Source organism: Candidatus Uhrbacteria bacterium (genome assembly GCA_016187485.1).
Classification (GTDB): Bacteria; Patescibacteriota; Patescibacteriia; order UBA9934; family UBA10169; genus JACPJO01.
On sequence record JACPJO010000005.1, the window covers coordinates 288366 to 303146 of the forward strand.

Consider the following 14781-nt stretch of genomic DNA (forward strand, 5'->3'; position numbering starts at 1 on the left):
CGGATATGCGGGGTTGGGTGAGAGCGAGGCCTAACGCTGGGTCAGGCCCCGCTCCACCAAGAAAGAACACTCTGTACGAGAACCTGCTCTACGGAACGAGCGGGTTCGTGTCGTCCGGATCGTCGCAGACGTTGGTTCCGTCCGCGTCCTCGTCCACACCGGGGTTCACCGACGGGTCGAGGTCGTCGCAGTCGTCACCGCCCACAGCAGGCGGATCGCCGACCCAGGGCGAGCACTCGACGTAGAGGTCGCCGTCCTGGTCCTCTTCGAGGTCCTGGTCGGTCACATCGCAGTCGGAGTCCACGCCGTCGCACGCTTCGGGAGCGCTCGGGAAGACGGTGTCATCCGTGTCGTCGCAGTCGCCCGGCGCCGATCCGTCGCTGCAGACGGGAGTGGCGTCGCAGAACCCGTCGCCGTCGTCGTCCACAAAGGGGGTGCCTTCGTCCACGTCACCGTCGCAGTCGTCGTCCGCGAAGTTGGGAACCTCGGGATCGCCGGGAGAGATGGCGGGGTTGGCGTCGTTGCAGTCGCCGGCGCAAGTGGTAAATCCATCGCCGTCGGCGTCGAACCCTTCGTCCACAGACGTGTCGCAGTCGTCATCCACGCCGTTGCACGTCTCCGTGGCAGCGGGGTTGACGGCCGGGTTGGCGTCGTTGCAATCGCCTGCGCACACGCGCGACCCATCACCGTCGCCGTCAGCTTCGGTGGCGGGAACGGAACCCGAGCAGTCGTTGTCGAGTCCGTCGCAGATCTCGGGATTGCCAGGGAACATGGCCGCGGAAGTGTCGGCGCAATCGCCGTTGCATTCCGCCACCCCATCGCCGTCGTCGTCCGTTTCGGTTGCGGGCACCGCGCCGTCGCAGTCGTCGTCGGCCCCGTTGCAGGCCTCGGCAGCGGCCGGGTTCACGCTCGGGAGGACATCGTTGCAGTCCCCTTCGCAGACCCGGAAGCCATCGAGGTCGCTGTCGGCCTCACTGCTTGGCACGTTCCCGTTGCAGTCGTTGTCGAGTCCGTCGCACGCTTCGGGAGCGCCGGTGAAGACAGTGGCGTCCGAGGCGTTGCAGTCGCCCTCGCACGCGCTCTGTCCGTCCCCGTCGGGATCCAGTTCGTTGGCTGGCACACCGCCGGCGCAGTCGTTGTCGAGTCCATCGCAGATCTCGGCGGCACCGGTGAAGATCGTCGGGTTGGCGTCGTCGCAGTCGAATTGGCACTCGAACTGGCCGTCGCCGTCGGCGTCGTCTTCGGTGCTTGCCACAACGCCATTGCAGTCGTCGTCCACGCCGTTGCACGTCTCCGTAGCAGCGGGGTTGACGGCTGGGTTGGCGTCGTTGCAGTCACCCTCACAGATCATTGAGCCGTCAGCGTCCGCGTCGGCCTCGTTGGCGGCCGGAGAACCGTTGCAGTCCTCATCGTCCCCGTTGCAGAGCTCGGAAGCTCCCGGGAGCGTCGCGGGATCGGTGTCGTCGCAATCGCCAGCGCAGACGGAGACGCCGTCGGCATCGGCGTCGGACTCAGTGGCGGGAAGCCCGCCGTCGCAGTCGTCGTCGTTGCCGTTGCAGAGTTCCGGCGCGCCGGGATAGGTGAGCGGCTCCAGGTTGTCGCAGTCGCCCTCACAGGAGGTGAAGCCATCCGCGTCGCCGTCGAAACCCTCGTCGATCACGCTGTCACAGTCGTTGTCCTGGTCGTCACAGATCTCCGAGGCCGTCGGGAAGACAGTGGGTTCCGTGTCGGCGCAGTCGCCTTCACACGTGCTCCAGCCGTCGGCGTCGGCGTCGAATCCTTCGTCCACGAGGGCATCGCATTCGTTGTCCTGCCCGTCGCAGACTTCGGTGGCGTCGGGGTTCACGAGGGCGTCGCCGTCCTGGCAATCGTCCTCGCAGACCATGAAGTCGTCGCCGTCGTTGTCCACCTCGTCGCTTGGCAGGCCGTCCACGCAGTCGTCGTCCACGCCGTTGCACGTCTCCGTGGCGGCAGGATTCACGCCTGCGTTGCCGTCGTCGCAGTCTCCGCCCGGCACGCAGCCCGTATCGGCCGTGAAGCCGTCGCTGTCGTTGTCGGGCGAGAGGCCCTCGTCGGTCAAGCTGTCGCAGTCATCGTCGATCGCGTTGCAGGCCTCGGCCGCTGACGGGTTGACGGTGTTGTTGGCATCGTCGCAGTCGTCGACACTTCCGGCACAGGAGACGAGCGACGTGAAGCCGTCGCCGTCCGCGTCGAAAGTGAGACCTTCGTCGGTGGAGCCATCGCAGTCGTCGTCGGTCGCGTTGCAGAGCTCCGCGGCCGTGGGGTTGACGGCTGGGTTGGCGTCGTTGCAGTCGCCGCCGCACGAAGTCACGCCGTCACTGTCCTGGTCGAAGCCGTTGTCGGCCACGGTATCGCAGTCGTTGTCAGCGCCGTCGCAGACTTCCACGTTGCCCGGGAAGTTGGCGGGGTCGCCGTCGTCGCAGTCGTCTGGATCGAGGGATCCGTCGGCGTCCGTGTCGGGCACGGCGTCGCCGCCCGCGCAGTCCTCGTCCTCGCCGTTGCCGGGAAGGTCCGTGGCACCCGGGAAGATGTCCTCGTCGTTGTCGTTGCAGTCGCCCTGGCACTCGGAGAACGTGTCGCCATCGTCGTCGAGCTCGCCCGTGACGTCATCGTTGGGCACCACGCCGTCGCAATCGTCGTCGATCGCGTTGCAGAGCTCCGTCGCGCCCGGGAACCGGCTCGGGTCACCGTCGTCGCAGTCACCGTCGTTCTCGGTGATGCTGTCACCGTCGTCGTCGGTCTCGGCGTCGCAGATGGCCGTCTCATCGGTCAGGAGATCGCAGTCGGTGTCGAGCCCGTCGCAGGCCTCGGAGGCCTCGGGGTTCACGGCGGCGTTGTTGTCGTCGCAGTCGTCCTGGCTTCCGCCACACGAGGTGGGATCGCTCGACCCGTCGGTGTCCTGGTCCACGAGAAGTCCCTCGTCGACCATGCCGTTGCAGTCGTCGTCCGTGTCGTTGCAGAGCTCGTCTGCTCCGGGGTAGATGGCGGAGTCGCCGGGCTCGCAGTCGAGCGAGTCGAGCACGCCGTCGCTGTCCGTGTCGCACGCGGCGTCCGCCCCGTCGCAGTCCTCGTCCTCCCCGTTGTCGCAGGAGGTCGTGGCATTCTCGATGGCGTCGGGGTTCACGTCCGCGTCGTTGTCCTGGCAGTCGCCCTCGCAGACACGCGAGCCGTCGCTGTCCGCATCGGCTTCGCCGGTCGGGATGACGGTGTCGCAGTCGTTGTCAAGTCCGTCGCAGATCTCTGGCGCCACGTCGGAGACCGTGGGGTCCGCGTCGTTGCAATCGCCCGTGCAGATCATGCGCAGGTCGCCGTCGTTGTCCACTTCGTCTGCGGGCACCGCGCCGTCGCAGTCATTGTCGGCGCCGTCGCAGAGCTCGGGCGCGTCGAAGAAGATGTCGTTGTTCTCGTCGTTGCAGTCGCCGTCGCACTCGATCATGCCATCGCCGTCATCATCCGTCTCGTCACTCGGCACTGCGCCGTTACAGTCGTTGTCGAGCTGGTCGCAGAGCTCCGGCGCGTCTTCGAACACCGTCGGGGCGTCGTCGTCGCAGTCCTCACCGCAGATGGCGCCGTCGCCATCCAGGTCGGACTCATCGAGGATGAGGTTGCCGTTGCAGTCGTCGTCCTCGCCATTGCACTGCTCGAGGGCGCCGGGGTACTGCGAGGCGTCCGCGTCGTCACAGTCGGACACGGGTTCTTCGCAGGTCGTGTAGCCATCGGCGTCTTGGTCGGACTCCTCGTCCGTGTCGCCGTCGCAGTCGTTGTCCTGGTTGTCGCAGATTTCGGGGGCCCCGTCGTAGACCGCGGGGTCGGCTTCGTCACAGTCAGCAGAGCCGATGCGGCCGTCCCCGTCGGGATCCACCGGTGGCAGCGTGGCGTCATCGTCGTCGGCGCTGTCGTCGTCACCGGAATCGTCATCGCCCGAGTCGTCGTCGGACGGCGTCGGTTCCTCCGTCGTGTCGTCGTCGGCGATCGTTGCGTCATCGTCGTCGGGGAGCGGGGGCTCGGTCGAGTCGTCGTCTCCGTCGCAGTTGTTGTCGGTGGCTCCGTCGCAGTTGTTGTCGCGACCGTCGCAGAACTCCTCTGCGCTCGGGAAGACGCCGTTGTTGACGTCGTCGCAGTCACCGCCGCACAGGGTCACGCCGTCGCCGTCCTGGTCGAAGCCCTCGTCGATCACGCTGTCGCAGTTGTCGTCCACGCCGTTGCACGCCTCGGTGGCGTCAGGGTAGATGGCGGCGTTGTTGTCGTCGCAGTCATCATGCGAGACGAGGTAGCCGTCGCCATCACGGTCGTCGATGGAGACGTAGCCGGGACAGCCCGTGAGGAAAACGATCGTCACCGTAGCCAACAAAAGGAAAACCGGGCGCATGGTGCGCTCCTCTCGTGTGTGTGAGCTGGCGGATGCCAGTCACGGGGTTTTGCAGTCCCAAGGGTCCAGGGACTGCGTGGGGTTGGGAAAAGGTCGGGTTTGGCCCTTTCGGGCCCGTTTCATGGCTGAAACAGGCCCAAAAACGCCCAACTATTTGAACCGCGTTTTTTAGCAAAAAAAGAGGGTTGTGTCAAACACTCGCCCCTCTTTTATATTTTCCTGGATTGGAGAATAACCCTCACCTTTCTTTCCAAGATATTCGAGACACAGGAAGCGTCGGCTCAACGGGCAGGGGCAAGAGTGAGGGCAACCCCCAGAATCATGAGAATAAAGAAGAGGATTTTTTTCTTTACCGAACCGCGATCAAGCTGTTCTTTAAACACCCCAGGGAAGAGCTTATGGAATACCGAGGCGTACACTAAAACAAAGATAGGCTGAACAGACATGACCGTCTGCACTACCGTAACGGATGCCACGGAAATAGCGTACGTCCCTGCTCCCATACCGGCAAAGGTGAGAAACTCTTCGGCAGCAAAGAGGGGGGCGTTGTGTACGAATGTCCTTGCGCCATTAAAAATATCCCGACGGAAACGCGGAACAATAAGCGTTGGAAGCACAGACAGAAAAGCAAGCGCCACCGGCCACGTAAAACCCGTGATCCAGTCTACAGAAAGAAATGCATACTTATACAAAACAGCCTCGATAGCCAAAATCATGGTGCAACCGATCATCCACCAAAGCGAACTATTAAGTTTCCTTCCCGCTGTGCGCTCAAAGTTCACGAAGACGCCTGACAACACAACGATCGCCACCCCAAGGTACTGCACCGGGGCAAGAACTTCATGGACAAGAAAAAATGCCAGAATGGGTACGAACACTTTACCCAGCGCAAACAAAGACACGATGACTGACGTATCGTTCCTCTCAAGAGCCTTGTAGTACGGGTATAGATACCCAACACTGATAAGCGCAAGCGCAAATAAAAGAAAAAACGTGCGCGCGTCCGGAAGCTTGGGAAGCCCAAAGAAGAAAAAAATTGGCGGGAGAAAAAGAAGGTTGAGCAAGACGGAATAAAAAATGAGCGTTACCTTGACGGGGAAGACTCGATGGACAAGATAGCTGTCAAGAATATTTGCACCGGCATGGAGGAGAGGGTTGAGAAACGCGACAAAAATCCACATAGCGCTCTACATTCCCCTCGTTTCCTCCTCAATCTCCATCAATCGATTGTATTTCGCTACACGCTCACCGCGGGAGAGAGAGCCTGTTTTTATGTACTCGGCATTCACCGCCACAGCTAAATCTGCAATGGTCGTGTCCGAAGTCTCACCCGAGCGATGAGAAATAATCACTTTATAGCCGTTTGCCCTCGCAAGGGTAATCGCGTCCATCGTTTCCGACAGAGTACCAATCTGGTTTGGCTTGATGAGAATCGCGTTGGCCGCCCCTATTTCAATACCTTTTCGCAAACGCTCAGTACTCGTGACAAAGAAATCATCCCCAACCACAATCATTCCCTGAAGCTTTCTTGTCGCCTCTGCCCATCCGTCCCAATCATCCTCCGCAAGCGGATCCTCGATGCTCACAAGGGGATACCTTTTTGTCAGTTCTCCGTACCACACCAACATGTCTTGGCGTGTGCGCGTCTTTCCTTCCACAACAAAAACATATTTCTTTGATTTCTTATCATACATTTCACTCGCCGCTACATCCACGGCAAGAGTAATTTCTTTTCCTGCCCTGTAGCCCGTCTTCTTGATAGCTGCCAGCAGTAGATCAAGCGCATCGGCAGTTGTTGATTTCGGAAACACATATCCTCCTTCATCCCCCACGAGTGGGAGAATACCGCGCTCCTTGAGGAGGGCTCCAAGCGCGTGAAAAATCTCCGAGCCCGCGCGCACACGATCAGCAAAACGACGCATTTGCGGCACCACCATGCTCTCCTGCACGTCCGCCGCCCATCCGGCATGCGCGCCGCCATTCAAAAGATTCATCATGGGCAGAGGAAACTTGTAGCTTGTCACGGGAAGCTTGTAAGTAGAACGCAGATAGGCGTACAGGGGGAGATGTTTGGCTTTTGCCGCCGTGTGCGCACACGCTAAAGAAACGCCGAGAATGGCGTTCGCTCCAAGCCGTGATTTATTGCGCGTGCCATCAAGTGCACACATCACTTCATCAATCTCCTGTTGATGCACGACAGAAAGACCCGCAAGGGCGTTCTCTATTTTTTTTATGTTTGCAAGCGCTTTCAAAACTCCCTTTCCCCCGTAGCGTTTTTTATTGCCGTCGCGAAGCTCGGACGCTTCATGCAAGCCCGTTGAAGCCCCTGAAGGAACCGACGCCGACCCAATCGTGCCGTCATGCAAAAGAACGCTTACCGAAAGCGTGGGATTGCCGCGCGAATCAAGAATCTCATGCGCGTGAATGCGTTCAATGGTGTTCTTCATACAAAGAGATATTCTAATCCTGGCATCTTTTCGCCAGCTAAAAATGACATCATGGCTCCCCCGCCGCTTGAGACAAGAGTGAATTTTGTCTCAAGCTCCAACCGGTCGACAAGAGGCACGGTGTCCCCGCCACCCACAATCGTGATGGCGCGCCCGTTTTTTTCTGCCATACGTTTCGCCAATCGCTCTGTCCCCGTGGCAAAATCAGGAATCTCGCATACGCCAAGCGGCCCATTCCACACAAGCGTCTTCGCCGAAGCAATAGCGGCCGCGTATCGTCGAAGCGTTTCCGCTCCCATATCCACGATGGCATCTTTAGCTCCAACCTCTTTTGGAGAAACCGTGCGGACAGGCGCCTTCCGGCGAATCACGCGCACGACGCGCACATCACTTGGAAGGAGGATCTGCTTGTGCCACTTTTTTAACAGGGACTTGGCGAGAGGTACATCTTTGGGGTCAAAACGTGATGTGCCGACCGAAAAACCCTGGGCAAGAAAAAAAGGATGCGCCAGTGCGCCCCCCACGCAGATATCGGCCCCGCGGCGCAATAGAGCGCGCAGCGTTCCAATCTTCGTGTGGATTTTTGCGCCGCCCAGCACACACACGAACGGCTGCGCCGGACGCACAAGAACTCCCGAAAGCTCTTCGACTTCATGGCACAGCGAGAGACCGGCGTAGGCAGGAAGCAGACGTGCAAGGGAGGAGACCGACGTGTGCCGCCGGTGTGAACTTGCAAACGCATCGTTAACATAAAGATCGCCGAGCCGTACCCACTCTTTTGCAAGCGTCTTGTCATTTTCTGTCTCCCCTTTGAGAAATCGGACATTTTCCAACACGAGAATCTCTCCATCCGACAGACGTTTGACGCGGCGCTCCACGGCACTCCCGGTAATCTCTCGCGACAATTCCACACCGCCACCGAGCAATTGGTGAAGGCGTTTCACGCATGGCGCCAACGAAAGCGATGGGGTGCGTTTCCCCTCTGGCCGTCCGCGGTGCGCAAGCACGACAATTCGGGCTCCCCGTTGGCGCAACCATTCAAGCCCAACAGCCGCGCGCGCCAGACGCCCGCTTGGCCCTTCCACGACACTCCCGCGTGAAACCGCGACATCCGCGTCTATGCGTACAAGCACGCGCTTTCCTTCAAATTTCATCTTAGGATCCAGGCAGCGGAGTCGCATATTCGGGCCTAGTATAACACGCCACGTTCTTCGTTGTGCATGAATGTCTTTGCGCCACGAAACCAAATACGACAAGCCGATAGCGGGGGTAATACACGTAAAAAGTACCGCAGATCCGCCGCTTTGCGAAGCGCATAGGCGGCGATGCCTTTCACCGTCACTCCCCCGATCTCCGCCACCGCATACCGGCCGCCAAGAGGAATGATCGTCTGCCAGGAAAAACGCGCGGCGCGCAGAGGCGTGCGGTCTTCGGACACGCGCTTGATATTCTCCGACACCACTTCTGCCTCTTCCAAAGCAACCTGGGCCAGACCGGGAACCGAACTTCCTGTTGTCTCGTCTAGAACGCACGCAGAGTCTCCCAAAGCAAAAACATTCTTGCAGCCTTCTACCTGAAGCGTCTCCCCTACACAAAGAAACCCGTGCAGAGATACTGGCAAGCCGAGGGAAGAGACCACCGAGACAGGCTTTACGCCGCCTGCCCATATTAAAAGATCGTACGGGAGATGGCGCTCTCCCTCGGGCGTTTTGATCTGGATGCGATCCTGTTGGACCGATGCCACCGGCGCGGAGGACAAAATCCGTACACCAAGACGCGTAAGCCGCTTTCCCGCAACGTTTCTCACCGCCGCAGAACAGGCATGCAAAATACAGGGACCTGCCTCCACGAGCGAAATCTCTATATGGTTCGCCAGCATGGCAGAGTTACAGCGATGCACTTGCGCGAATCGCGCGAGCTCCGCTGCCGTTTCCACCCCATTAGGGCCCCCGCCAACGACAATGACACGAAACCGTTCTTGCTTCCCCTGACGGCACATTTCAATAAGGTCATGCAAACGGTCACGAATGTGAAAAGCGTGCTCTAAAAACTTGAGCGGAATGGCGCGTGCGGCCGCGCCCGGAATTCCAAAAAAATCCGGCTCACTCCCCAGAGCTACAACAGCAAAATCATACGAAGTCTCCCCTTGTTCTTTCAAAAAAACACGATGCGCCGTAGGATCCATCCCCACCACTTCGTCCTGCAGAATGGTAAGACCCGGCGCTGTAAGCGGGATTCCTACCCCCTCGCGCAGAGCGACCTTCCGTTGCCGTTCGTCGGAGGCGAGAAACCCGGTGGCCACCTCGTAGAGAAGTGGCGTGTAGAGATGATAGGAGGAGCGATCCACAAGCACCACATCAAAAGCCTGGCGCGCAAGTATGCGCGCCACGGAAAACCCGGCAAACCCGCCGCCCAAAATCACGACACGCGGCATACTCGACGCCCAACCTCCTCGATCATGCGCACGAGTTGCACACTGTACCCCCATTCATTGTCGTACCACGCCATAACGGAAACGAGATCGCCGTCGACCACACGCGTCATTCCCAGATCAACAACCGAGGCGCGCGCGTCACCAATAAAATCACTCGATACGACAGGGTCGTCTGTCACCCCAAGCACGCCTTTCCACCGCGCACTCTTTGCGGCCTTTTCAAAAGCGGCGTTGATTTCTTCCGCCGTCGTCTTACGGCCAATCAATGCCGTGATCGTTGTAAGTGAGACATCAGGAGTTGGCACGCGCAGAGAAACTCCATCAAATTTCCCTTTGAGGAACGGGAGGGCGGCCGCGGTTGCGTGCGCGGCACCTGTGTCGGTAGGAATTATATTGCCAAGCACGCTTCGCGCGCGCCGCATGTCAGGTTTGCGTCCAGGCGGGACGCCATCCACTACATTCTGCCCGGACGTGACCGAGTGTGCGGTGGAAAGCATCGCTTTTTTTATCCCAAACACTTCTTCGAGCACCGCCATCACAGGCGCGGCAGAGTTTGTTGTACACGAGGCCATGTTGATGACGGAATCTTTCTTGGAAAGTTTGTCATGGTTGGAGCCCAAGAGAAACGTCGGTACATCTTCCGACGGCGCCGTGATTACCACGGCTTTCGCTCCCGCAGCAAGATGGGCCTTCGCTTTCTCCGCACTTGTAAAAAAGCCCGTGGACTCGACGACGACATCTATTTTTTCCTTTTTCCACGGCAGGAGCATCGGGTCCTTTTCGCCCCATACGGGGATCGCTTTTCCCTCTACAAGGATGGCGCCTGCGCGAGAGGAAACCTTATGTGGCCAGGTGCGGAACACCGAATCGTATTGGAGGAGAGGTGCCAAAACATCTGGCGATGTGAGATCGTTGATAGCCACCACCTTCATGCGAGAATTCCCAAACGCCGCACGAAAGGTATTGCGGCCAATGCGTCCAAAGCCATTAATTGCCACGCGGAGCATAAAGAAGAAATTAAAAGCAGGGGTATTGTATCACACCCCTGCGTGCCCTGTGACTATCCAATTTGCAGACGCGCGAAGCGACGAATCTGGATGTTCTCGCCGAGTTTCGCCACCGCCTCTGCGACGACATCGTTGATGTTCTTTTCTTCATCCTTGACAAACGCTTGTTCAAGCAGACAGATTTCTGAAAAGTATTTCTCCATTTTGCCCTCCACAATTTTCTGCACAATCTCTGCCGGTTTCCCCTGCGCTTCCACCTCCGCCGTCATGAGTGCGCATTCCTTTTCCACAACTTCTGCCGGAACTTCGGTACGACTCACATACAGAGGCGCGGACGCCGCCACATGAAGCGCCAGGTCGTTGCAAAGCGCCTGGAAGCCCTCTGTGCGCGCGACAAAATCTGTTTCACACTGCACCTCCACGAGAACACCAAGCTTGCCCGTGGCATGGACATACGCGTGCACGCGGCCCTCTTTTGTTTCACGCTCTGTCTTCGATGCAGCTTTTGTAATCCCCTTCACGCGCAGGATCTCTGCAGCTTTTTGCGTGTCTCCTGCCGCCTCTTCAAGTGCGCGTTTCGCATCCATCATCCCCGCCCCCGTCTGCTCACGGAGCATCGCGACAGCCTTTGCGTCAATACTCATACCTCCTGTTCTTTTATTTCCTTTTTCCCTTCCTTTTGTGCAGCTGTAGCTTTCCCTTCATTCACGGCCTCTGCCAGGAGTTCATACACCATCTGGATAGAGCGCACCGCGTCGTCATTCATGGGAATCACTTCGTCCACGTGTTCCGGATTTACATTCGTGTCACATACGCCGATTACTTTCACGTGGCTTCCTACGGCTTCCATGAGCGCGGTCTTGTCGTGACGAATATCCGAGATGAAAATGGCGTCGGGAAGTTTCTTCATGTTTTCGATACCGCCTACTTTCACCTGGTCTTCTTCAATCTCGCGCGCAATAAGTAAACGTTCCATTTTGGTGTACTTTTCATCAAGCTCCCCCTTCTCCTGTTGCTCACGAAGTTTCACGTAGCGATTGATGGTCTCGCGCAGTTGACGGAAATTTGTCAGCGTTCCCCCAAGCCAGCGCTCGGTCACAAACGGCATCCCGCACGAAAGCGCGGCAGATTTTACGACCGACTTCGCTTGGGGCTTCGTGCCCACAAAAAGCACCACACCGCCCTGCGCCACAAGATTCTTTACCACCTCGAGCGCTCCCTTCAAACGCTCTTGTGTCTTTTCAAGATCAATAATATGGACCCCGCCGCGTGCGCCATAAATGTAGGGCGCCATTTTGGGATGCCAATGATTGGCCTGATGGCCAAAATGCGCTCCTGCCTCGAGGAGCTCGGGGAGTGAGGGAATTTGCATAAGATGTTCCTTTTAACGTGAGCGGCGCGATCGGGCCCTCAATGTGAGGGAGGAGCCGATTCGTGGAATTCCGCCTGTATGATTAATGGCGCAAGTCTAAGGGACATGCGGCGTCTTGTCAATGTCGGCTTATTTAACTAAAGTATGCATAGGCGGTGTCCCATCGCCGAAGGAGAGTCATGCCTGCATGCCGTGGTGAGGTCCGCACAACTTCTCCCCGTTCTTCATCTGTCGGTTTCGTCCGATCCGGCCGGGTCTACTCGACCCAGCTCGCCCTTCCCTTCTCGCGCGAGCCGCGCGTGGGGACCGCCTGCGTGAAGTGCGGCGAGCCCTACCGCCAGGATGGTGCCAGCGTCACCTGCGCCTGCGGCACGAGCGTCTCCGGCTACTAGCCAACCCTTGCGATCTTTCTTCTTTCTTCTTCGAGAGCCTTCGGGCTCTCTTTCGTTTACAAAATCCGCATGGACCTCTCCTCTCTACCGTATAAACATCGCGTCGCCGAAAGAGAAGAAACGATACCCGTTTGCGATGGCTTCGCGATACGCCTGCAGTATTCCCTCCCGCCCGGCAAAAGCACTTACAAGTGCCAAAAGCGTCGAGCGCGGCAAGTGAAAGTTTGTCACGAGTCCGTCAATCACACGAAAAGAGAACCCCGGCGTTATGAAAAGATTGATCTCCCCTTCGTATGGTCGGAGTTCTCCAAAGCACTCGGCAATCCCCTCGAGAGTCCGTACCGTCGTCGTTCCCACCGCGATCACTCTTCCCCCACGCTCTTTTGTGCGCCGGATACACGCCACTGTTTCTTTTGAGAGAGACACCCACTCCGCATGCATACGGTGCTCTTCTAGCGTCTCTGTTTTCACCGGTACAAATGTCCCCCCTCCTACGTGAAGAGTGACGAAAGCCTTCTCGATCCCCCTCTTTTCAAGCGCTTGAAAAAGTCGCGGCGTAAAGTGAAATCCCGATGTCGGCGCCGCCACCGATCCCACATGTTTAGCATAGATCGTCTGGTAATCCTCAAGACGCTTCGGTTCTTCCTTCACATACGGCGGCACGGGAATATGCCCCACGCGGTCACACAGCGCATGCACCTCTGCCACAGACGCCATCGCCTCCACCGCCGCCGCCTCTTTCTCCGTCGGTTTTTGCCGGAGCACGAACATAACCCCGTCGCACAGAAGGACATCCCCGGCGTGAAGTCGCTTCGCCCCTCGCAGGATCACCTCCCACTGTGATGTTCCGTGTCCATCCAAAAGCGCGCGCAGAAGCAGGACTTCGTGCACACGTCCTCGACAGGTGGCCATCAACCGCGCGTTGAACACCTTTGTGTCATTGAAGACAAGGGTGTCGCCTGCACGGAGGAATGTCGGCAAATCCAAGACGCACGCGTGCGTCCGGACGCCAGAAGAGCGATCAAGAACGAGCAAACGCGCCTCGTCGCGCGGGAGAACCGAACGCTGGGCAATGCACTCTTCTGGCAAATCATAGTCAAAAAGCGCCGTGGGGGTGCGGCCCCCCTTGTCAGAAAAAGCCCTCTTTGCTACACTTCCGTCAATATTTTGCATATGAAAAACGCAATCCATCCAGAATACTTCCCCAAAAGTAAGATTACCTGCGCCTGCGGAGCCACCTACACGGTCGGTTCAACTATGCCAGAAATCTCCGTGGAACTGTGTGCGGCGTGCCACCCATTCTACACAGGTACGCAGAAGATATTGGACACCGCACGACGCGTCGAGAAGTTTAAGGAGCGCGGGACCAAAAAGCAAGTGGCCGTACGTACGCGCACCGTCAAAAAGCAAGAGCGCGCCGCAAAACGCAAACCGAAGTTTGAAATGGAAGTCACCAAGTCCGCCCGCATTCGAAAGAGCGCGTAACAAGACAAGCTCACAAAAAGACGCTATGCTTCCCGGCAGGCGTCTTTTCCTTCTCTATGAACATCCCGGAAGAAGTACAACGTCTACACAAGGAGAAACAAAAGTTGGAGATGGCTTTGGCCGATTCAGCTATTTTTCATGATGCAAAAAAGCTTCGTGAGACAACCACGGCCTTCCGCGCTGTCACAGAAACACTCGAGATCGGCGAGAGATTCATGAAGGCGCAAGATGCCTATGAACAGGCCACGCACGTGTTCAAGGATGCCAAAGAACCAGAACTCCGGGCAATGGCAGAGGAAGAAGCTGATCGTGCGCGCCGCGCGAGAGAAAAGGAAGAAGAAGCGTTCGTGGAAGCGCTTGCGCCAAAGGACCCACTCGACGAGAAAAATATCATCGTGGAAATCCGCGCGGGCGCGGGCGGCGACGAAGCAGCTCTGTTCGCGGCGGAGTTGTTTCGCATGTACAACCGATTTGTGGAACGACGCGGCTGGAAGACACGGCTCATCTCGCAAAATCAAAATGACTTGGGGGGCATAAAGGAGGCCGTGTTTTCGATCATCGGCCCCTCGGCATACCGCGCCCTCAAATATGAGGCGGGCGTGCATCGCATCCAACGCGTGCCGGAGACAGAGAAAGCCGGGCGCGTGCACACCTCTACGGTAAGCGTGGCCATCCTGCCGGAACTCGAGGCAGAAGAGTTTGACGTGGATTTGAAGGATGTGAAAATCGAAACCTCAACGTCACAAGGTGCCGGCGGCCAGTCCGTCAACACAACCTATTCCGCCATCCGTGCCACGCACCTTCCCACCGGCATTGTCGTGGCCTGCCAGGATGAACGCTCTCAACAGCAAAACCGCGAACGGGCCATGCAAGTGCTGCGCGCGCGAGTGTGGGCGCATGAGGAGGCAAAGCGCCGTCAAGAGCGGTCGGAAAATCGCCGAAGCCAGATTGGCACCGGCGACCGCTCGGAAAAAATCCGCACCTACAATGTTCCGCAATCACGCATCACCGACCACCGTATTAAAACATCCTGGCACAACATTGATGAAATTCTCGATGGCGCGCTCGACCCCCTGATCGTCGCGCTTCAAAAAGCCGAGCGCGAAGGATCCTTCGTAGAGTCTGGCGAAAGCGAAGAATAGCCTCCTCTATGCGCGTGGTTGATTTACTCACGTGGGGGAAGGAGGAGCTCAAGGCGCACACAGACCCCGGGTTTTCCGATGTGGCTTCCCCCGCTCTCGATGCCGAAGTGCT

General features: G+C 58.2%; 11 protein-coding genes. 2 read left to right on the top strand and 9 right to left on the bottom strand.

The genetic code is table 11. The features are described 5' to 3' along the window. Nucleotides 1-88: 88 nt before the first annotated feature. The 9 genes from HYW18_04200 to queA all read right to left on the bottom strand — a co-directional run bounded on the left by HYW18_04200 (nt 89) and on the right by queA (nt 13215). Nucleotides 89-4390: a hypothetical protein gene (locus HYW18_04200; GenBank protein ID MBI2485317.1), complete on the bottom strand. Its 4302-nt coding sequence runs from the start codon at nt 4388-4390 to the stop codon at nt 89-91. Nucleotides 4391-4671: 281 nt separating this feature from the next. Then, entirely contained in the window at nt 4672-5571 is a 900-nt protein-coding gene (locus tag HYW18_04205) for an EamA family transporter (GenBank protein ID MBI2485318.1), read from the bottom strand. A gap of 6 nt (nt 5572-5577) precedes the next feature. Further along, nucleotides 5578-6837: a phosphopyruvate hydratase gene (gene eno / locus HYW18_04210; protein ID MBI2485319.1), complete on the bottom strand. Its 1260-nt coding sequence runs from the start codon at nt 6835-6837 to the stop codon at nt 5578-5580. Beyond that, nucleotides 6834-8018 (bottom strand): phosphoglycerate kinase, encoded by a 1185-nt coding sequence (locus HYW18_04215; GenBank protein ID MBI2485320.1) that lies wholly within the window; start codon nt 8016-8018, stop codon nt 6834-6836. The genes eno and HYW18_04215 overlap by 4 nt, the downstream gene beginning before the upstream one ends. Nucleotides 8019-8026: 8 nt before the next feature. Next, complete coding sequence (locus HYW18_04220) at nt 8027-9271, bottom strand: NAD(P)/FAD-dependent oxidoreductase (GenBank protein ID MBI2485321.1); 1245 nt, start codon at nt 9269-9271, stop codon at nt 8027-8029. Continuing rightward, nucleotides 9256-10278, bottom strand: coding sequence for an aldehyde dehydrogenase (locus HYW18_04225; GenBank protein MBI2485322.1), 1023 nt, complete (start codon nt 10276-10278; stop codon nt 9256-9258). Before HYW18_04225 ends, HYW18_04220 begins: the two co-directional genes overlap by 16 nt. A gap of 53 nt (nt 10279-10331) precedes the next feature. Further along, the gene (locus tag HYW18_04230; GenBank protein ID MBI2485323.1) at nt 10332-10922 is read right to left on the bottom strand and encodes an elongation factor Ts; all 591 of its coding nucleotides are present in this window, start codon (nt 10920-10922) and stop codon (nt 10332-10334) included. Next, nucleotides 10919-11650 (bottom strand): 30S ribosomal protein S2, encoded by a 732-nt coding sequence (gene rpsB, locus HYW18_04235; GenBank protein ID MBI2485324.1) that lies wholly within the window; start codon nt 11648-11650, stop codon nt 10919-10921. The genes HYW18_04230 and rpsB overlap by 4 nt, the downstream gene beginning before the upstream one ends. 476 nt (nt 11651-12126) lie before the next feature. Further along, complete coding sequence (gene queA, locus HYW18_04240) at nt 12127-13215, bottom strand: tRNA preQ1(34) S-adenosylmethionine ribosyltransferase-isomerase QueA (protein MBI2485325.1); 1089 nt, start codon at nt 13213-13215, stop codon at nt 12127-12129. Here queA and rpmE point away from each other — a divergent pair, their 5' ends adjacent. Continuing rightward, nucleotides 13216-13527 (top strand): 50S ribosomal protein L31, encoded by a 312-nt coding sequence (gene rpmE / locus HYW18_04245; protein ID MBI2485326.1) that lies wholly within the window; start codon nt 13216-13218, stop codon nt 13525-13527. Nucleotides 13528-13583: 56 nt separating this feature from the next. After that, a complete protein-coding gene (prfA, locus tag HYW18_04250) occupies nt 13584-14669 on the top strand; it encodes a peptide chain release factor 1 (GenBank protein MBI2485327.1) in 1086 nt (361 codons plus the stop codon). Nucleotides 14670-14781: the final 112 nt, after the last annotated feature.

Excerpts from the sequence above, each read along its gene's own strand:
- HYW18_04230 (MBI2485323.1), bottom strand. The coding sequence starts at position 10,922 with ATGAGTATTGACGCAAAGGCTGTCGCGATGCTCCGTGAGCAGACGGGG.
- HYW18_04220 (MBI2485321.1), bottom strand. The coding sequence starts at position 9,271 with ATGCCGCGTGTCGTGATTTTGGGCGGCGGGTTTGCCGGGTTTTCCGTG.
- HYW18_04200 (MBI2485317.1), bottom strand. The coding sequence starts at position 4,390 with ATGCGCCCGGTTTTCCTTTTGTTGGCTACGGTGACGATCGTTTTCCTC.
- rpsB (MBI2485324.1), bottom strand. The coding sequence starts at position 11,650 with ATGCAAATTCCCTCACTCCCCGAGCTCCTCGAGGCAGGAGCGCATTTT.
- queA (MBI2485325.1), bottom strand. The coding sequence starts at position 13,215 with ATGCAAAATATTGACGGAAGTGTAGCAAAGAGGGCTTTTTCTGACAAG.
- HYW18_04205 (MBI2485318.1), bottom strand. The coding sequence starts at position 5,571 with ATGTGGATTTTTGTCGCGTTTCTCAACCCTCTCCTCCATGCCGGTGCA.
- prfA (MBI2485327.1), top strand. The coding sequence starts at position 13,584 with ATGAACATCCCGGAAGAAGTACAACGTCTACACAAGGAGAAACAAAAG.
- HYW18_04225 (MBI2485322.1), bottom strand. The coding sequence starts at position 10,278 with ATGCTCCGCGTGGCAATTAATGGCTTTGGACGCATTGGCCGCAATACC.
- rpmE (MBI2485326.1), top strand. The coding sequence starts at position 13,216 with ATGAAAAACGCAATCCATCCAGAATACTTCCCCAAAAGTAAGATTACC.
- eno (MBI2485319.1), bottom strand. The coding sequence starts at position 6,837 with ATGAAGAACACCATTGAACGCATTCACGCGCATGAGATTCTTGATTCG.
- HYW18_04215 (MBI2485320.1), bottom strand. The coding sequence starts at position 8,018 with ATGCGACTCCGCTGCCTGGATCCTAAGATGAAATTTGAAGGAAAGCGC.